Annotated in this window: 17 protein-coding genes, 1 tRNA gene and 1 pseudogene; 5 read left to right on the forward strand and 14 right to left on the reverse strand. The window is 58.8% G+C overall.

Annotated elements, in window-relative coordinates; translation table 11 throughout:
* Window positions 1-211 (forward strand): IS3 family transposase (locus G560_RS19315; protein ID WP_022704795.1); only part of this gene is annotated, 211 nt, incomplete at its 5' end.
* Between the two features lie 4 nt (window positions 212-215).
* On the opposite strand, the gene G560_RS0113280 is transcribed toward G560_RS19315, so the two are convergent.
* Together G560_RS0113280 and G560_RS21760 are read right to left on the reverse strand one after the other, a co-directional pair.
* Entirely contained in the window at window positions 216-749 is a 534-nt protein-coding gene (locus G560_RS0113280; protein WP_081647662.1) for a type I restriction enzyme endonuclease domain-containing protein, read from the reverse strand.
* 41 nt (window positions 750-790) lie between these two features.
* Window positions 791-1,069: pseudogene (locus G560_RS21760) on the reverse strand (IS110 family transposase); the annotation flags it as partial.
* Window positions 1,070-1,895: 826 nt separating this feature from the next.
* On the opposite strand from G560_RS21760, the gene G560_RS21055 reads away from it, so the two are divergent.
* Window positions 1,896-2,123, forward strand: coding sequence for a hypothetical protein (locus G560_RS21055; RefSeq protein ID WP_155947281.1), 228 nt, complete (start codon window positions 1,896-1,898; stop codon window positions 2,121-2,123).
* Here the strand turns inward: G560_RS21055 and G560_RS0113290 are convergent.
* Window positions 2,088-3,587, reverse strand: coding sequence for a hypothetical protein (locus tag G560_RS0113290; protein WP_022704798.1), 1,500 nt, complete (start codon window positions 3,585-3,587; stop codon window positions 2,088-2,090). The two genes, G560_RS21055 and G560_RS0113290, sit on opposite strands and share 36 nt — an antisense overlap.
* A gap of 245 nt (window positions 3,588-3,832) precedes the next feature.
* Here G560_RS0113290 and zwf point away from each other — a divergent pair, with 245 nt between their 5' ends.
* Genes zwf through pgi form a run of 3 tightly spaced genes read left to right on the forward strand, consistent with a single transcriptional unit; the run spans window position 3,833 to window position 7,573 of the window.
* Complete coding sequence (gene zwf / locus G560_RS0113295) at window positions 3,833-5,287, forward strand: glucose-6-phosphate dehydrogenase (RefSeq protein WP_022704799.1); 1,455 nt, start codon at window positions 3,833-3,835, stop codon at window positions 5,285-5,287.
* The gene (pgl, locus tag G560_RS0113300) at window positions 5,284-5,955 is read left to right on the forward strand and encodes a 6-phosphogluconolactonase (RefSeq protein ID WP_022704800.1); all 672 of its coding nucleotides are present in this window, start codon (window positions 5,284-5,286) and stop codon (window positions 5,953-5,955) included. Before zwf ends, pgl begins: the two co-directional genes overlap by 4 nt.
* A gap of 4 nt (window positions 5,956-5,959) precedes the next feature.
* Complete coding sequence (pgi, locus tag G560_RS0113305) at window positions 5,960-7,573, forward strand: glucose-6-phosphate isomerase (protein WP_022704801.1); 1,614 nt, start codon at window positions 5,960-5,962, stop codon at window positions 7,571-7,573.
* A gap of 129 nt (window positions 7,574-7,702) precedes the next feature.
* Here the strand turns inward: pgi and G560_RS0113310 are convergent, their stop codons facing one another.
* The 11 genes from G560_RS0113310 to G560_RS21650 all read right to left on the reverse strand — a co-directional run bounded on the left by G560_RS0113310 (window position 7,703) and on the right by G560_RS21650 (window position 18,211).
* Window positions 7,703-8,053 (reverse strand): RidA family protein, encoded by a 351-nt coding sequence (locus G560_RS0113310; protein WP_022704802.1) that lies wholly within the window; start codon window positions 8,051-8,053, stop codon window positions 7,703-7,705.
* Between the two features lie 85 nt (window positions 8,054-8,138).
* Window positions 8,139-8,212, reverse strand: a tRNA-Gly gene (locus tag G560_RS0113315).
* 76 nt (window positions 8,213-8,288) lie between these two features.
* A complete protein-coding gene (locus tag G560_RS0113320) occupies window positions 8,289-9,926 on the reverse strand; it encodes a vWA domain-containing protein (protein WP_022704803.1) in 1,638 nt (545 codons plus the stop codon).
* A 151-nt stretch (window positions 9,927-10,077) separates the two neighbouring features.
* Window positions 10,078-10,629, reverse strand: coding sequence for a fasciclin domain-containing protein (locus G560_RS0113325; RefSeq protein ID WP_022704804.1), 552 nt, complete (start codon window positions 10,627-10,629; stop codon window positions 10,078-10,080).
* A 94-nt stretch (window positions 10,630-10,723) separates the two neighbouring features.
* Window positions 10,724-11,383 (reverse strand): anti-sigma factor, encoded by a 660-nt coding sequence (locus G560_RS0113330; RefSeq protein ID WP_022704805.1) that lies wholly within the window; start codon window positions 11,381-11,383, stop codon window positions 10,724-10,726.
* A complete protein-coding gene (locus tag G560_RS0113335) occupies window positions 11,380-11,928 on the reverse strand; it encodes a sigma-70 family RNA polymerase sigma factor (RefSeq protein WP_022704806.1) in 549 nt (182 codons plus the stop codon). The genes G560_RS0113330 and G560_RS0113335 overlap by 4 nt, the downstream gene beginning before the upstream one ends.
* Window positions 11,929-11,989: 61 nt before the next feature.
* Window positions 11,990-14,026: an ASKHA domain-containing protein gene (locus G560_RS0113340; RefSeq protein WP_022704807.1), complete on the reverse strand. Its 2,037-nt coding sequence runs from the start codon at window positions 14,024-14,026 to the stop codon at window positions 11,990-11,992.
* A 195-nt stretch (window positions 14,027-14,221) separates the two neighbouring features.
* Window positions 14,222-15,526, reverse strand: a complete 1,305-nt coding sequence (locus tag G560_RS0113350) for an HlyC/CorC family transporter (RefSeq protein WP_022704808.1) — start codon at window positions 15,524-15,526, stop codon at window positions 14,222-14,224.
* Between the two features lie 75 nt (window positions 15,527-15,601).
* Window positions 15,602-16,540 (reverse strand): site-specific tyrosine recombinase XerD, encoded by a 939-nt coding sequence (locus G560_RS0113355; protein ID WP_022704809.1) that lies wholly within the window; start codon window positions 16,538-16,540, stop codon window positions 15,602-15,604.
* Window positions 16,537-18,087: a hypothetical protein gene (locus G560_RS0113360; RefSeq protein ID WP_022704810.1), complete on the reverse strand. Its 1,551-nt coding sequence runs from the start codon at window positions 18,085-18,087 to the stop codon at window positions 16,537-16,539. The genes G560_RS0113355 and G560_RS0113360 overlap by 4 nt, the downstream gene beginning before the upstream one ends.
* Window positions 18,077-18,211 (reverse strand): hypothetical protein, encoded by a 135-nt coding sequence (locus G560_RS21650; RefSeq protein WP_022704811.1) that lies wholly within the window; start codon window positions 18,209-18,211, stop codon window positions 18,077-18,079. The genes G560_RS0113360 and G560_RS21650 overlap by 11 nt, the downstream gene beginning before the upstream one ends.
* Window positions 18,212-18,441: the final 230 nt, after the last annotated feature.

The following is an 18,441-nucleotide window of genomic DNA, read 5'->3' on the forward strand; positions in this document are numbered from 1 at the left end:
CTGGGACAATGCGGTGGCGGAAAGCTTCTTCAACCTGCTCAAACGCGAACGCATCCGCCGCAGAAAGTATAAAACGCGCGCCGAAGCCCGTCAGGACGTGTTCGACTACATCGAGTTTTTCTACAACCCGCAGCGCAAACACGTTAGGAACGGGATGCTGTCACCGATCGACTTTGAACAGCAGCAGAAACTGAAGCTGCAAGGTGTCTAGGAAACTAGGGGCTATTCAGCTTGCGGGTGGCGATCTCGTCATTCAGCAGCCGGCGCAGGGCTTCAATGGCCAGGTTCTTCTGGTCGATGCCCTGAATACCCAGCAATAAAGCCTCGTCCAGCATGCCGATGTAGGGGCGCGCGACGCCGCATTCCTTCAGGATGTCGATCACCTCGGTGGACCCGACAGCACGGTTGATCAGTTGCGAGATGGCCAACTCGGTATCCTCCACCGCACGGCCCGCCGATGACACTGCGTCCAACTTCCGGATCGCGACCTGCACGGCGGCGAAGAAGCCTACTTCGTCTTTCACATCCTCGGCCTCTGCGCTGCCAGATGCGATCCGGAAGGCGGTTATCAGGCGCATGACCCCAGTCACGAAGCGTTTCTTGCTGAGTTTGCGATCACCACCGTCGACCGCTTTCCCGTCTTTGTCTAAGACCGGGAGGGTCAGGGCATGCTCGATGGCCACCGGCAGGATATAGAGCCTATCCTGGGGTGGTCTTGCCCCGTTTTGGTTCCGGTCTTTTTCGAGCAATGTTTGCTATGAAGGAGATTAAGAATGGCAACGAGACACACACCCGCCTTTACGGGAATGAGCGAGGGCGCGATGACCACGCAGTCGTGGCCAAGCTCTGTGAGCTGTCGGTGCAGGCCATAACCGCATGGACCAGCCTCATAGCAGAAATGAAGCTGCCGCCCATCAGTCCCGAGCTTGTCAGCAAGCTTGCAAATATGATCAGCGCGGTTCGGGATCGTGCCCCAGTGCCGCACTTCGCCGCCTCGCTCGCCTTGGGCAAGCGCCACCGAAATCGTAGCCTTATGGACATCCAACCCGATAAACATGATATTCTGCAATTGGTCTCTCCCCCATTCTTGAGGCTCGGTGCCAGCCAATCCGGCGCAACCCTCGAAGGAGAATGCCGCGGGAAAGACCACCAAACCAGCCAGCTCACACTGCGATCATGGGGTCTAACTCCGACCTTTTCTGCCAAAGCCTGCGCACTTTCTTGACGGCTATAAAGTCCAACCACAGCAGCCTGTTGCACGGCGTCAGAGTGATTTCCTGCTCCATATGCCTCGGTGGAAACCGTCCCGGCCTCAGGAAAGGCCTCGCGCCGCCCGGCCGTCAGCGTGGCCCGGCCTGGATAGCCTAAGGCACGCAGCGTCCATGAAATGCAGCGCCCTTGGCTGGCAAAATACTCTACCGCCACCCGCCTTTGTGCCGCCGAGAATTTGGGCGGGCGCGGCACTGAACGGACCTGCAAATCCTGCCGACGCTCATAGTCTCGATGCCAGCCCTTCAGGGCATTCTTCAATGGATACCCAAACTCACGGATGGTGGCCCGCACGCGCTTGCCGCGCTTGATATAAAGCTCAAGCGCCCGCATTCGCTCTTCGTAGCGATACGTGAACTTCTCCAAGATGGTCCACGTTTTCGTCCGCACCCCCGATCCTCGGTATTTCGCCGAAGTCGGTCAAAAAGCTCCTTAACGCAAAGAGCAGCGGTCCACGGCTTGCGCCCGCGCCCGCTTCCGCCATCGCAGACCTGCAGGGCGCCATCTATGCCTCGACAGTTGAAATCGAGCGATTTCTCTCCGAATACATCACGCTTGCTTTGGGTGCCCACCATGTCAAACGGCATTCCACCTTCGTCCGTCGGGAGCTGGAAAAGGCTGGCATCGTGCCTGCCACAGATGCCTCGCCCCTCGGCGCTCGGATCTATCAGCGCGCTGATGTGGCGGCGTTCATCGCCTCGCAGGGCACGTCACCATCAGTGCCGCCTAATAATGGAAAACGCGCGCCCGTTGACGCTGTTTTCGGCAATAAAACCATGATATCTGGAAATAATAGCGATTTTGGTGAGTCCGATGCATTAATCGGCAAGATCCGAAAAAACGCACTCAAATAGAATAGTTACTTGAGGCACGGGATAGTGCTTTTTATGGTGCTCTCTACAGGTGGTGTCCATAAAAAACGCTTCGGCGTCGAGATCGAAGCGCAACTGGCCTTGATCCTTGCTGGCCTTTAGCGCGGTGGCCACATGGGCGGTATTGGCGACGATCATGTCGACCTGACTGTCATCAAGCCCCAAGCTGTCGCGGAGCCACAGGTATATCTGACCCCGCGTTTGGAAATCGTTGTTCAAGTCTTGCAGTCGCGCGTAAAGATCCGCATCGAAATGGCGCAGCGCGGCGATGGTGTTCGATTTCAGCAGATGATTGTCATATTCGATCCGCCCCGCCGCATCATTATCGTTCAGGCGCGAGCGTTTGAGGATGACAGCATCTGCGGGGATATCGCCGTCACCCGGGGTTTGGTTGCGCATCCGTTTGCGCGTTATCTTGCCGTTCTCCTGCCAATAAAAATATTCGCGATAGTCGATGTTCGAGGGGCGGTCTTGTTGCGCCAAAATGGTGTCGAGCATGATAATTTCAGCCATCTCGCGCATCCAAAAGGCCATTTGAACGGGGGTGATCGGTGCGTCATCGGCCGTAGCAAGGGCTTGGGACGAACCTGCCTGGGCAAGCCCTGCGGCAATTGCATCGGCCAACGGCAGATCCGTGGACAAGGCCAAAACGACCGGCGATTGCAGGAACGACGCGTATCGCGCCTCGGCCGTGTCAAACGCGACTGCGCCGTTCATTTCGGGCCCGTAGGGCGTGCCACCGCCATCATAAAGCGTGCCATAGGCTGCAAGGCCATCGGCTGTTAAGAAATCGGCAGCAGTGCCGTAGCTTCCATCGACTTCATAGCTTTTGGGTTGCGCAATTGCGGCGACAATCGTGTTCCACGCCGCGTGGTTCATTGCCAGCATGTCTTGGCCAGCGGTTAAATCTGCCCCGCCCAAAGCCACCTCATTCAGCAAAACCGATTTGTCGATGCTGCGCCAAACGGCAACGGGAACAGTGGTGGTAAAGGCAAAATAGCGCGAAAAGTGGTAGTAGAGCAGGGAGGACGGGGTGAAAGTGGCGCTGGTCGTGGCTTGATTAACGCTAAACTTCAGCCGTGCAATTTCATCCTTTGCGACATATTTCGCAATTTTCCCACCGGCACAAATTTTGGTCTGAAACCCTGTCCGATCATCTTTGAACCGGCCTTCGGATATATCATAAAATACGATTGCGGCGCTAGTCGACCAGATTTTGGGGCATATCGCGATGTCGGAACTGTAGACATCAAGATCGCAAAGTGCGGCCTCGTCGGACAGATCATCTTTGCTGAATTTTGCTGTGGGCAGTGGTGAAATCCGCGTGCAGGCCTCTAATACACCGTTATAGCTTTGATAACTCGTCGCTTTTCCGACCACCACATCGGTGGCGTGAACAGGCGGCGCTAGGATGATGATTGCGGCGGCTAGGATTACATGCTTCACTATAACCTCGGGGGATTTGGATCTAGGTCACGTCGAAAGCATCGGTGTAAGACTGGTATAATGGGCCAATTCAAAAGGTCTGCTAATCGCTTACGACACCGATCATTCCCTGATTACAGCGCATTTTAGCTTAAGAAGCTATTGTTAGTTTTTCCTGCTGCATCTGAGTGCTAGACAGGGCGGGTGTTGCGGGGTAAACACCCATCGTTAGCGCTAACAAATTCGATTACCCAGAGAGGAAGCTCATGGTCTCGCGCGTCATTCCGGTGGAACCCTTTGATCTTGTTGTATTTGGTGGCACGGGGGATCTGGCTCAACGCAAAATTATCCCGGGCCTCTATCGGCGGTTCTGGGCTGGGCAAATTCCGGCAGATAGCAACATTATCGGTGCTGCGCGGTCCGAATTGGACGATGCCGGCTTTCAAGACTTGGCCCGCGCGGCGATTGCCGAATTTGTGGCCAAGGATAAGCACGACAAAAAGGTGATCGAGGCGTTTCTGGCGCGGCTGTCCTATGTGGCGATTGACGCCAAGGGCAAAGGCGGTTGGGACGCGTTGAAGGCCAAGATGCGCGATGGCGTGGTCAAGGCGTTCTATTTTTCCGTGGCGCCGTCCTTGTTTGGCGATTTGGCGGAACGGTTGCACGCGCATAAAATCGCCGATGCAAATAGCCGGATTGTGGTCGAAAAACCCTTTGGCCGCGATTTGGAAAGCGCGCGGGCGTTGAATGCCGTGCTGGCCAAGCATTTCGATGAGGCGCAGATTTACCGGATCGATCATTATCTTGGCAAGGAAACCGTGCAAAACCTGATGGCTGTGCGCTTTGCCAACATCCTGTTTGAACCGCTGTGGAAGTCGGAATATATCGACCATGTGCAGATCACCGTGGCCGAAACCGTGTCGGTTGACGGGCGCGGGGCCTATTACGACAAATCGGGCGCTATGCGCGATATGGTGCAAAACCATATGATGCAGCTGTTGTGCCTGATCGCGATGGAACCGCCCTATCACTTTGATCCCGATGCGGTGCGTGATGAAAAGCTGAAGGTTATCAGGGCGTTGGACCCTGTGAAGCCGGAGGACATCGTGCGCGGCCAGTATCTGGCTGGGAACGAGCAGGGCGGGTATGTTGAGCATTCCGAGGACCCGACCAGCAAAACCGAAAGCTATATCGCGCTGAAGGTGAACATTTCCAACTGGCGCTGGAAGGGGACACCGTTTTACCTGCGCACCGGCAAACGCTTGCGCGCGCGGGCGTCTGAAATCGCGATCACCTTCCGCGAGCCGCCGCATTCCATCTTTGATGATGCCGAAGGCTGGCGTGAAAACGTGTTGGTTATTCGCTTGCAACCGAATGAGGGCATGAACCTTATGGTTATGATCAAGGAACCGGGGCCGGGCGGAATGCGTTTGACACAAGTGCCGTTGGACATGAGCTTTGCCGAGGCGTTGGGCGAAGAGGGAGCCGATATTCCCGATGCGTATGAACGGCTTATCATGGATGTGATCCGCGGCAACCAGACCCTGTTCATGCGCGGCGATGAGGTCGAGGCGGCATGGGCCTGGACCGATCCGATCATTCAGGGTTGGGAAAAGCGTGGCGACAAGCCAAAAGGCTATGATGCAGGGTCATCCGGCCCCGAGGATGCGTTAATGTTGATGCACCGCGATGGGCGGCGCTGGCGGGAGATCCGGGAATGAATATTGTCGAATATGCCGACCGCGAAATGATGATGATGGCGCTGGCGAATGTTATTGCTGGCGAATTGGGCGATGCCTTGCGCCAACATGGCCGGGCCAGCCTGTCAGTGCCCGGTGGCACGACGCCGGGGCCGGTGTTTGACATGCTGTCGGCGGTTGATCTGGATTGGGCCAATGTTGCGGTGTTTTTGAACGATGAACGCTGGGTTTCCGAAGATAACCCACGGTCCAACACCCGTTTGCTGCGTCAGCATTTGCTGCAAGGGCACGCTGCTGCGGCAAAATTGATCCCGCTTTATGCGCCCACCGACGCCCCCGAAGATGCGCTGGACGCATTGTCGGACGGTTTAACCCCGCACTTGCCGATTTCGGTTTTGCTGTTGGGGATGGGTGCGGATATGCACACGGCCTCCTTGTTCCCTGGGGCGGATCGGCTGAATGAGGCCTTGGCCGACGATGCCCCCAACCTTTTGCCGATGCGGGCGGATGGTGCGGGCGAGCCGCGGATAACGCTGACAGCCCCTGTGCTGCGTGGGGCAATTCACACCCATATTCTCATCACAGGTGCGGACAAACGCGCGGCCATTGAACGCGCGGCCAAGCTGTCCGAGGCAGAGGCGCCCGTTCGTGTCGTGCTGGCAGATGCAACGATCCATTGGGCGGAGTAAACCGATGAAAACCAACTGGCAGGGCCTGCGCGCCCATCACGCTGAAATTGCAGACACACGTATCGCAGGTTTGTTGAAAAACCCTTCCCGCGCCGCCGAATTCTCGGTGCGTCACGGCGAGATGCTGTTTGACTTTTCCAAGACAACTTTGGACGCTAAGGCCTTGTCTTTGCTTCTAAAACTGTCTGATGCGGCGGGGGTTGAGGCCAAGCGTGACGCGATGTTCTCGGGGGCCAAGATCAACGAGACCGAAGGCCGCGCGGTGCTGCATACGGCGCTGCGCAACCTGAATGCGGCGGTGATGGTGGACGGTGAAAACGTCATGCCACCGGTGCGCGCGACCTATGCGCGGATGGTCGAATTTGCGCGGGATGTGCGCGAGGGCAAGATCAAGGGCCAAGGCGGGGCCTATACGGATGTTGTGAACATCGGGATTGGTGGGTCGGATTTGGGGCCAGCGATGGCGTATCTGGCGTTAGCACCTTACGGCGATGGGCCACGCTGCCATTTTGTCAGCAACGTGGATGGGGCACATATTCATGACACGTTGCGCGGATTGAACCCTGAAACCACGCTGGTGATTATTGCGTCGAAAACCTTTACCACCATTGAAACCATGACCAACGCCGAAACGGCGCGGGTTTGGATGGCGGCGCAAGTCACTGATCCGGCTGCACAATTTGCGGCTGTATCAACGGCGGCCGATAAGACTGCGGCGTTCGGGATTGACCCGTCGCGCGTGTTCGGGTTTGAGGATTGGGTCGGTGGGCGCTATTCGATGTGGGGCCCCATCGGGCTGTCGTTGATGCTGGCGATCGGGCCTGCGGGGTTTGATGATTTCTTGGCTGGGGCCGCCGATATGGATGCCCATTTCCGCCATGCAGCACCGGCCCATAACCTACCGATTTTGCTGGCCCTTGTGGGGATTTGGCATAACCAGATCTGCGGTTATACCACCCGTGCGGTGCTACCCTATGACCAGCGGCTGTCGCGGCTGCCTGCCTATTTGCAACAGCTGGAAATGGAAAGCAACGGCAAGCGTGTTTCTATGGACGGCGTTGATTTGGTTGAACATTCCGGCCCTGTGGTCTGGGGGGAACCGGGCACCAATGGGCAGCATGCGTTTTACCAGTTGATCCACCAAGGCACCCGTGTGGTGCCGTGCGAGTTTATTGTGACGCGGCAGGGTCACGAGCCTGAACTGGCGCATCAGCACCTGTTGCTGGTTGCCAATTGTCTGGCGCAATCCGAAGCGTTGATGCGTGGCAGGAACTTGGCCGAAGCCACGGAAATCATGGCGAAAAAAGGTTTGACGGGGGCCGAGTTGGACCGTCAGGCGCGCCACCGTGTATTCCCTGGAAACCGCCCGTCTACCACCCTTGCCATTCCAAAACTGACGCCGTTCACATTGGGGCAAATCGTGGCTTTGTATGAGCATCGGGTGTTTGTGGAAGGCGTGATTTTGGGGCTGAATTCGTTTGACCAATGGGGGGTGGAACTGGGCAAGGAATTGGCCGTAGCGCTGCAACCGATCCTTGAGGGCCGTGTTTCGGCAGATGACAAAGACGCGTCGACCCGTATGTTGGTGGATTATTTGAGGGCGGCAAAACAAGCGTAAATTTTGCGTATGACATCTGTATGCCATCCGTATGTACACCCGTAAATTGAGACGAAAACAGGCGCGCCAAGGGATTGGTGCGCCTGTTTTATGGTTTATGAGCGGCAAACGCCCCGAATTTGCCCTGCGTTACGGCAGGGCCGCCGTTACGATCACCTCGACCTTATAGGCCGGTGTTGCCAGTTTGGATTCGCCTGTCGCACGGCCCGGGGTGTGGCCTTGTGGCACCCACGCATCCCAAACGGCGTTCATTTCGGCAAAATCGGCCATATCGGCCAACCAGATTTGCACCATCAGCATACGGGTTTTATCGGTGCCGGCGGCGGCCAGAATGCGGTCCACCTCGGCCAGACAATCCTGGGTTTGCTGGGTGACGGATGCGTTGGGGGTACCAACCTGTCCGGCAAGGTAAACGGTGCCGTTGTGAACGACGCCTTCGCTCATACGGGCGCCGACGCCGATGCGGGTGATGTCTGCCATGGGATGCTCCTGATTTTGCAAGTTATGCCCTTGGGTAACGCGTGGCGTGGGCTATTAAAAGGGGGTTTTGCACAGTGGAGGAGATTGGAGCGGGTGAAGGGAATCGAACCCTCGTATTCAGCTTGGGAAGCTGCTGCTCTACCATTGAGCTACACCCGCGTTCCGACTTCAGATAGGCCAGCCGCGCGCCGCCGTCAAGTGTGATCGGGGCGGCGCGGCTGGATTGAGGTGGTCGTTAGGGCAGGGTGATTTCAGTGCGTTCCCCTGCTGTGACTGTGGCCAAGGCCTCTATTTTTGCGCCGTCGATTTCGGCCTCGATCACATAGTCGCCTGCGGTCATGGTGGATTGCATCGTGTCGCCATAATCATAGCGTACGGATTTGCGGTTGCCTTGGATGTCTTTCTTGGCGCTAAACAATTCGATTCCACGCGCATTCGGGGCCGAGACGGACAGAACGCCTGCGTTCAGCTGGATGGCAACTTCGACTCGTTCGTTGGGTTTGACGGTAAAAGCGATTTCGCCCTTGGCCGAATCCTTGCGGCCAACGGCGACATAATCGCCGGGGGGAAGGGTGAATTCCTGAGCGGAGCCGTAGCTACCGACAACCGATTTGCGGCTGCCATCAAGGGCTTGTTTGGCCTCATACACATCAATGCCTTGTCCGATATCGTCCATCACCGTATCAGGGGTGTAATAGGTGTTCAAAACGGCAAGGCCGGTGGCGACGATGACATCAACGGTTTGGTGTTTGCCCGCCTCCATCACCACCTCGGTTGAGGCGTTGGCCTGACCGATGCGCACGTTGACGGTATAGGTGCCTGCGGGCAAAACCCGCGTAGACACCCCGTAATGGCTGGATGACTTGCCAGCGGAAGACACGATATCGACAGCGGCACGGTCGTTTGGTGTGCCGCCTGCTTCGGTCAGCGGATTGATGGTCAGTTTTGCGGCGTTCAGCACCACATTGGCGACGGTCATTTGGTCGGCGGTCACGGTGATGGGCATTTCGGCCTCGGCCTCATCGCGGTCGACGACCAGAATATAGGTGCCGGGGTCGATGAGCATGGGGGCGATGCTGTATTGCTGGCGGGCAAGATCGCCGCGCGTGCCATCGGGTTTGGTGTTGTAAACCTCGATCGAGGCGGAATCTTCTTCGGTCATCAAATCGCCGCCTTCGACCCAAAAGGACCCTGCGGTCAGGTTTTTATCCAGCACGGCGGGTTTGACGGGTTCGGGGGCGGGGGCAGGCGTGGGTTCAACAGCCACAGCCGTTTGCAAGGCTTGGGTCAGGCTGCCTGCATCCTTGGCCTCGATGTATTTGCCGCCGGTATTTTCGGCCAAACACGCCACGGTTTTACCCTCATCTGCGGTCAGGCCAAAGCCGACCACATGGGCGGTGAAATCAACGCCAGACGCCTCGAGTTCCGCACCCAAGGCACAAGGATCGGCCTCGCAAGTTTCAATGCCGTCGGTGATCAGGATCACGGTGGCTTTTTCCTCGGTCGAGCGCAATTCGGCAGCAGCGCGGCGCACCGCCTCGGTTAACGGGGTCTTGCCTAGGAATTGCATTTTATTGGCGGCTGCGGTGATGGCGGGGCCTGTGCCTGCCGCGGGCGCGACCATCAGTTCGATATCGCCGCAATTGCCCTTTTCGCGGTGGCCGTAGGCCATCAGGCCCAATTCGGTGGTCGCGGGCAGGCCGGTCAGCACGCCGGCCAATGCCTCGCGCGCGATTTCCAGCTTGGGGCGGCCATCAATCTGGCCCCACATAGAGCCGGAGCCATCCAAAACGATAATCGATTTTCCATCGGCAGCGGCAAGGCTGCCCGCACACATCAACAGAAAGGATAATATTGAACCAAGTCCACGCATCGTAGCTTTCCCCATATAAATTGAACGTATAATGGCGAAAGGTTAGAGCGGGACACGATTTGCTGCAAGAGAGATGAAAAGCGCCCCCCAGAGCGGTGTCTGGAGGGCGTTTCAGGGGCAGGTTTGGGGACGATACCCGCCCCTAAAGGGATTACATTGCGGGCAACATCACTGTGTCGATCACATGGATCACGCCGTTGGATTGCACGACATCCGCGATGGTCACGGTCGCCACGTTGCCAGCTTCATCTGCCAGTTTGACCATATCACCTTCATAGCTGGCTTGCAGGGTGCAACCGCCCAAGGTTGGGACTGGGTGCTTGCCGCCATCATCCGCGATCATCTTGTTCAACGCGTCGAGCATCACGGCCTTGCCAACCACATGGCAAGTCAGGATTTTGGTCAGCTGGTCCTTGTTTTCAGGCTTGAGCAAGGTTTCGACGGTGCCTGCGGGCAGTTTGGCAAAAGCGTCATTGGTGGGGGCGAAAACGGTGAACGGGCCCGCGCCTTGCAGCGTTTCGACAAGGCCAGCGGCCGTGACAGCGGCGACCAAGGTTGTGTGATCAGCCGAGTTCACGGCGTTTTCAACGATGTTTTTGGTGTCAAACATCGCGGCACCACCGACCATTGGATTTTCGGCCAATGCCATCCCCGACATCAGGGCCAAAGCTGCAGTAAAGGACGCGATACGTGTGATTTTCATGCTGTCTCTCCGTGTCATCCAAGGGCCAATCCCTTTGGTATGATGGAGATACGGGTGGGGCGCGCGGTAAGTTTCAGGCGTTGTGAAAAAACTTTCAGATTTTTTCGACAACGCCTGTCACGAGGACTGGACCGGTTGGCGCGCCAGTGGGCGAGCCGCCAGTTGGTTCCAAGCTAATCGCAAGGATCATGCCCGCGGATAGGCCCATGCTGGCAAGCGTAAGTTCGGCCCCGTCGATCAGGCCCAGCGAGACGGGCGGGGCGTTGCCGATGATGAGCCAGAGTTCATGCACGCGGCCAGCCTCGGCGGGCGCGCCTGCAACGCGGGAAATGCGCAATTCATTGTCGCGCAGGCCGACCTCATAGCGCAGATCGGACGCATCGGCGGTCAGTTGGGTCAGGGGTACAAAGGGCTGGGGTGCGGTTGGCAAGAACACCAGAACGGCCACACCCAATGCAGCGGCAACGGCCACGCCGCCAAACCAGCTTTGCCAAAAGGCGCGTTTGGGGGCCTTTGCGGGCACAGCGAACAAGCGCGCCTCGATTTGGGGCAGCAGGTCGGGGGCGGGGGCGTCTTCATATGTGTCGTTGAGCGGGGACAGGCGGTCTTCCCAACGCGCCACGGCCAGCGCGAAATGCGTATCGCGGCGGACGCGGGTTGCGGCAGCCTCGCGCTGGTACAGCGGCAAGGTGCCCAGCACATATTCGGCGGCCAGCATGTCGGCATCATCTTGGGGGGTATCTTGGTCGGTCATCGGTCCAAACACTCCCTTAGTTTCAGCAGGCTGCGGCGCAACCATGTGCGCATGGTGTTGATCGGCACGCCGTAGCGGTCTGCCAGCACCTCATAAGACAGCCCTTCAAGATAGGCGCCTTGCACGGCGGCGGAGCGGTCGGGTTCCAATTCGTCAAAACATTTCACTGCGCGGCGGGCCTCGCCTTCGGCCACAAGGCCGGACAGGGGGCTGCGGCTGGTATCGGCGATTTGGGCCACGGCGTCGCCGTCATCATTGCTGGATTGCACGGTGCGGCTGCGCAAACGGTCAATCGCATGGTTGCGGGCGATGGCGATCAGCCAAGTCATGCCACGGCCTTTGTCGCCGTCAAAACGGCCTGCGCGCAGCCAAACGCGGGTGAAAACTTCTTGCAATGCATCCTCCGCCTCTGCTCGGTTACCCAAGATACGCAGCAGAACGCCCATAAGTTTCGAGGAGGCCACAGAATAGATATCACGAAACGCCGCGCGGTCTTGGGCGGCGATGCGGGTCAGCAATGCGGCGATGGGGTCATCGTCCGTCATGGGCAAGGCGGTGTGTTATTCATCGCGCCAACTTAACAGGACCAAACGGTGCGTCAATCATTCAACCGCGCCGCCTGCGCCTGCCGCCATCGCCCTCGCCGCCGCCTGTGTTAAAGTTCACATCGGGCAGGGTGAGGATGGAAAACAGGTTTGGAAAACCCTCGACTGCGTTGGGAATATTCGAGGCATTGACGAAATGTTCCTGAAAGCGGGGTTCAATCGCCGTTTCGATCTTGTGGATCTGGCTGACGGTATATTCCACCTCGGCCCGCGCTTTGCGGTTCAACAGGGCGATACGTGCGCCGGTTCCTGCGGCGTTGCCCGCAGATGTGACCTTATCCAGCGGCACATCGGGGATCATGCCCAGCACCATCGCGTGCTTGGGGCTGATGTGCGCGCCAAAAGCGCCTGCGAGCACGATACGGTCCACGGTATCAACGCCGAATTTGTCCATCAGCAAGCGGGCACCGGAATAGAGGGCGGCCTTGGCCATCTGGATTTCGCGGATATCGCGGTTGGTGACGGTGATGCGGGGGCCACCATCGGCACTGCCATCGAACACGAGGTAAGAATGGGTGCGGCCATCTTTGAAAATACGGTCGGTGCCGGTTTGTTCGGGCGACCCGATCAGGCCCGGCCCGTCAACCAGCCCCGCCATGCGCATTTCGGCGACCATTTCAATGATGCCCGAGCCGCAGATACCCGTAATGCCTGTGGTGGCGATCGCTGCGTCAAAGCCCGCCTCATCCGACCACAGGTCTGATCCGATGACCTTGAAGCGCGGTTCCTTGGTTACGGGGTCAATTTCCACCCGTTCAATCGCACCGGGGGCGGCGCGTTGGCCGGAACTGATTTGCGCACCTTCAAAGGCGGGGCCCGTGGGCGACGAACAGGCCAGAACCTTTTCGGTATTGCCCAGCAGGATTTCGGCATTGGTGCCGACATCGACGACCAGCAACAAATCCTTGGATTTTTCGGGCGCTTCGGACAGGGCCACAGCGGCGGCATCGGCGCCCACATGGCCCGCGATGCAGGGCAAAAGGTAGACGCGGGCCGAAGGGTGGATGGTTAGGTCCAGATCACGGGCGGTCAGGTGCAGGCTGCCGGATGTGGCCAGCGCAAAGGGGGCTTGGCCCAGTTCATACGGGTCAATCCCAAGGAAGAGGTGGTGCATGACCGGATTACAGACGAAAACGGCGTCCATAATCAATGACTTATCAATCCCCGCCTCCTCCGCGATATTGGTGAACAGGGTGTTCATGCCGGCGCGGACAGCCGCCGTCATTTCGGCCGCGCCCGTTTCGTTCATCATGGAATAGCTGACGCGGCTCATCAAATCTTCGCCAAAGCGGATTTGCGGGTTCATCAGGCCGGAGGAGGCCAGAACTTCGCCCGAGCGCAGATCGCACAGATGGCCCGCGATGGTGGTGGAGCCAAGATCGACAGCCATGCCGTAGATTGTGCCTTCGTAAAGGCCGGGCCATAGGTGCATGATGCGCGGTGTGTCACTGTCGCGTTCGCGGTGAAGGGCGACCGTGACCTTCCATTCCCCCTTGCGCAGGACGGTTTGCAGGCGGGTCAGAACTGACAAATCGGCAGTTACATTTTCGACCTGCCACTGGTCACGCAGCGCCATTGAGACGCGTTCAAAGTCACCCGAAGGGTCGTGCATATCGGGTTCGTTGACTTCGATGTAATGCAGCGTGACCGATGGGTCGAGGTGGATTTGCCGCGCCTCGGCCCGTTTGCGAATAACCTGCTTGTGGACCTGGCTTTCGGGTGGCACGTCGATGACGACATCGCCTTGCACCTTGGCCTGACAGCCCAGACGGCGGCCATCAATCAGCCCGCGCTTGGATTTATAGCGTTCTTCGACCGCGTTCCATTCGGACAGCGCGCCTTGCGCTACGGTGACACCATGCTTGGCAAATTCACCGTAGCCGGGGCTGATTTGGCATTTTGAACAAATCCCGCGCCCGCCGCATACGCTGTCAAGGTCGACACCCAAGGACCGCGCGGCCTGCAAGACAGGCGTGCCGAGCGCAAAGCGCCCGCGTTTGCCGGACGGCGTAAAGATCACAAGTGCGTCGTCGCTCATATTATTTCTTCCTGCCAGAATTCATAGCTGTCCCTTACGCCCGTTCTAGGCCGTAACAAGGGCAATTCAACGCCTTAAAGCGGCAATTCAGCCACCAGTTTCGTCTTGTTCCAATTGCTTGCGCACCATTTCATCTTGGCAAAAATACCTGCGCCGCAGGCTCCGCATCTCGGCCAGCGCGCGCCAAAAGGTTTGCTACAGCGGGCGGATTTTCAGCACCGAAATGCGGTTTTCCTTGCGGGTCACCACCTCAAACCGGAAGCCGTGAAAGCTGAACACTTGACCCTCGCTGGGGATCAATTGCGCCTCGTGGATCACTAGGCCGGCCACGGTGTTCGCCTCATCATCGGGCAGGCCCCAATCGGTCACGCGGTTCAGGTCGCGGATGGTCATCGAGCCTTCGATCACATAATCGCCCGCTTCGGTCCGCGCCAAGGATTGGTCTTTTTCCACCACGTCGAATTCGTCGCGGATTTCGCCGACGATTTCTTCCAAAATATCCTCAAGCGTGATGAGACCGCGCAGCGCGCCATATTCATCGACCACAAGCGCAAAATGGGTACGCCGTTTCAGGAACTGGCGCATTTGTTCGTCCAAAGGCGTGGTTTCGGGCACGAAATAGGGTTTCATCGCGACCTTGAGGATATCAAGATCGGTCAGTTTCGCGATACGGCCCGACCCCATGCGCAGCAGTTTTTCCACCTCGCGCAGCAGGTCTTTGGCATGAACCACGCCAAGGATATTTTCGTCGTCACCACGGTAAACGGGCAGGCGGGTGTGGGGCGAGGCGAGGACTTGGGACAGGATGTCGCCCGGGGCCTTTTCGGCGTCGATCATTTCAATCTGGCTGCGGTGGCGCATGATTTCTTCGACCGTTCGGTCGCTGAGATCCAGCGCGCCCAGCAGGCGGTCGCGGTCTTCTTTTTCCACCGCCCCTTCGGAATGGCCAAGGGCGATGGCGCCTGCGATTTCTTCGCGCAGGGCCAGAAATTTACTGTTGGGGTCGGTGCGCACGCCGAAGAGGTACAAAATGCCGCGCACCAAGGCACGCACCAAGGTGACCACGGGCGAAAAGACGGGGATAATCAGGGCGATAATGGGGGCCACGCGCGAGGCGGCTGATTCCGCGTTGGTGATGGCATAGGTTTTTGGCAGCACCTCGGCAAAGATCAGGACAAGGGCGGTCATGATCAAGGTCGCAAGCGCCACGCCACTTTCGCCAAAGAGGCGGGTCATAAGGGCAGTGGCAAGGGCGGCTGACAGGATGTTGACGACGTTATTGCCCAGCAGCAGCGCACCGATCAGTTTTTCGCTGTCATCGGTGATGTGCAGCGCCTTGGCCGCCCCGACAGAGCCGCGATCGGCCTGACCGCGCAGTTTGCCGCGCGAGGCGGCGGTGAGGGCGGTTTCGGACCCAGAAAAAAAGGCGGACAAAAGCAGCAAGCCCAAGATGGCCCCAACGGTCAGCCATAGTCCGGTGTCAAAGATCGTCTCGGTCACGGTTATTCCTCGTTTGTTTTGCGGGCTGATTTGCGGCTTGGCCCGTTTCCCTTAAATAGGGGCAAAGCGGCGCGGTTACGACTGCTTTTTTGCCAAGGGGTGATGGTTCAGGACCAGCGCTTTGAGGTGGTCGTCCAGCACATGGGTGTAAATCTCGGTTGTGGACAGGTCGGCATGGCCCAAAAGGGTCTGGATCACGCGCAAATCGGCACCGCCCGCCAAAAGATGGGTGGCAAAGGCGTGGCGCAAGGTGTGCGGGGTGACGGTATCGGGGTCGATGCCTGCATGCAGCGCAAAGCCTTTAAGCAGGATAAAGAATTGCTGGCGGGTCATGTGGCCTGCGGCACCGCGCCCCGGAAACAGGAATTTCGACGGTTTTTTGCCTGCCGTTTGTGCGGCCTCTTCAAACCCATCGCGGGCCTTTAGCCATGCGGCCAGCGCCGTTTTGGCGGGGGGCGACAGGGGGACCATGCGTTCCTTGCCACCTTTGCCGCGCACAAGAATCATCGCGGGTGCGCCGCGCGCGGCGGCGACGGGCAGTTCCACCAGTTCGGATACGCGCATGCCGGTGGCATAGATCAGTTCCATCATGCAGGCGTTGCGGGTCGCCTCATCCGCCGTGCGGCCCGTGGCGCGGGCGGCGGCGATCAGCGCCTCGACCTGCGGCAGGTCCAGCGTTTTGGGAAGCTTGGCGGTGCGGCCCGGTCCTTTGATCCGCTGGCCGGGGTTGTCGCTGCGCCAGCCTTCTTCAAACGCGAAACGGTAGAGTTGACGGATAGCGGACAGGCGGCGTGCGCGGGTGGCCTTGGACAGGCCCTGCGCCTCGCAATAAATCAGATAGGATTCGATATCGCCTCGGGTGGCGGTGACAAAGGCTTTGGCGGCCTTTTCAAGCCAGCCGCCAAAATCAACCAGATCACGGCCATAGGCCAGACGGGTGTTGCGGGCGGCGTCCAGTTCGGCGGCTTGCGCCTCTAGAAAGGTGGATATCCAGCGGTCGTGGTCGGCGGTCATCCGCGCCGCTCCAGCAGCATCAATTCAAGGGCGGTGCGGCGGGCCAGATCCTCTAGGCCGACATGGCGAAACAGCGCCAAACCTTCGGTCACGCCGCGTAGATCGCCGTGCAGGCCGCGTTCGATCCGGTCAACGGCGTGCAAAATTGCCTCGCCCAGACGGTTTTCATCCAGCAGCGTTAGCAAATCCGTAGGTGGCGTGGCGCGGACAAAAACAGGGGCAATGGCGCGCGCAAGGCTGTTGGGCGGGGTGACGCCTTGCAGGTTGCCCCGCGCCAAGCCGATCAGAAACGCCTCGCCCGTGTCTTTTGGCGTGCGGGCATTGGCGGCGACTTCATATTGACCGGACAACAGCGCCACGCGAAAGGCGAGGGCAGCGGCGTCTTCGGTCAAGGGCAGGCGCAGCAGGCGTTTGGCGAAAAGTTCGGCAAAGGGCACCTCTAGCCCCGCATCAACCATCATCGCCCATGCTTGCGGCAAGGCCACGGCAACCGCGCCCGGGTCATTGGCATTGAGGGCGACTTCGAACCGCTGAAACGCCTCGACCCGATCCCAGACGCCACCCGATGCGGCGGGCAAGCGTTCGGTATAGATGCCAAGCAGGACATTCGGGTCGAGCACCGAGGCGCGGCCAAGGCGTTCGGCGGCCTCGATCTGTGCCTTCCAGCCTGCGGTTTCGCGCAATTCGGCATGGGAAAACGCGAGCGGCAGGTTGGCTGTGGGTAAACCTTCGCCAATCGCATCCAACATCCGCCATGCCAGCGGGGTCACGGGCGAGGGCGGCTCCAGCGGTGGTTCGCCTTCAAACAGATCAGGGTCCAGAAACCGCTCTAACAGCGCCTCGTCCGAGGGTTCGACATAGCCCAAAGCCTGCGCCATACGCAGGGTCAGCGCGCCGCCGGCCCAATCGCCTGCACGTGCTAGGCAAAAGATGCGGGCGGGGTAAGTGGGGGCAAGATTGGGGGTTTCTGCCAGATAGGCGCAGGCGTCATCTTCTTTGCCTGTCAGCATCGAGGTGTCGAAATAGCGGCGAAACACCTGCGGCGTCATTTTACCCGAGGCGAGGATAAGGGCGTTCGCCTCTTCCAATGCGCCCATGCCCAACAGTTTGTCGATCCGCGCCCGCAGCAATATCCCGCGGCCGCCTGCATCGGCGGGGGCTGCGGATTGCGCCAACATCACGGTCATCAAAACCCGCTGCATGGAGGGCAGGGAATCATCGCGTTTTTGCGAGATGAGGGCAGCGATTTTATCGGTTTCGCCCAAACCCCACAGATCGGCCGGAAAGCCTGTGGCGGACGGCGCCAAAACGCCTGCGGCATCGGGTGACGACCCGCCAAGGACCGATACAATCACATTTTGCGGCACGGCCCCGCCCACACCCGTGACGCTTGGTTCAGGGGGGGGCAGGTTTTGCGCCGGGGTTGAAACCGAGCTGGACAACCAGTCGATGGCCGACATCGGTGCCTCGGCCAAAGCCAAAGGGGGCGCGAAGGCTGCGACAAAGCTGCAGCCAATCACAAACCCATAGCCGGCCTTACTGCCCATCCAGCACCACCGGTTGGGAAACCGATTTCTGTTCGGGGGACAGATCGCCCAAATAGGCAAAGCCCGTCAGGCCGATCAGGCCCAATACCACCAAAATCACTATGCCTTTGAAAACCAGTTTCATTCTATCGCTTTCCTGCCCAAGCTCAATTCGCCGGCTTTGTGCCCGTGATCTGGGAAGAGGTCTTCCGCAAATCAAGGACAAGCCGGTCTTGCGCCTTGCGCTATACACCCATTCATAACCGACTTCACGCCCTTGCGCAAAGATTTGCACCCCAAAGGCGAGGGTTTGCCGAAAAACGCGGGCCACGGCAGGGGCACAGGGCTGGACAGTTTGCAATCGGGGCCGCTATT

Origin of the sequence: Pseudorhodobacter ferrugineus DSM 5888, assembly GCF_000420745.1 — a bacterium.
GTDB classification, from domain to species: domain Bacteria; phylum Pseudomonadota; class Alphaproteobacteria; order Rhodobacterales; family Rhodobacteraceae; genus Pseudorhodobacter; species Pseudorhodobacter ferrugineus.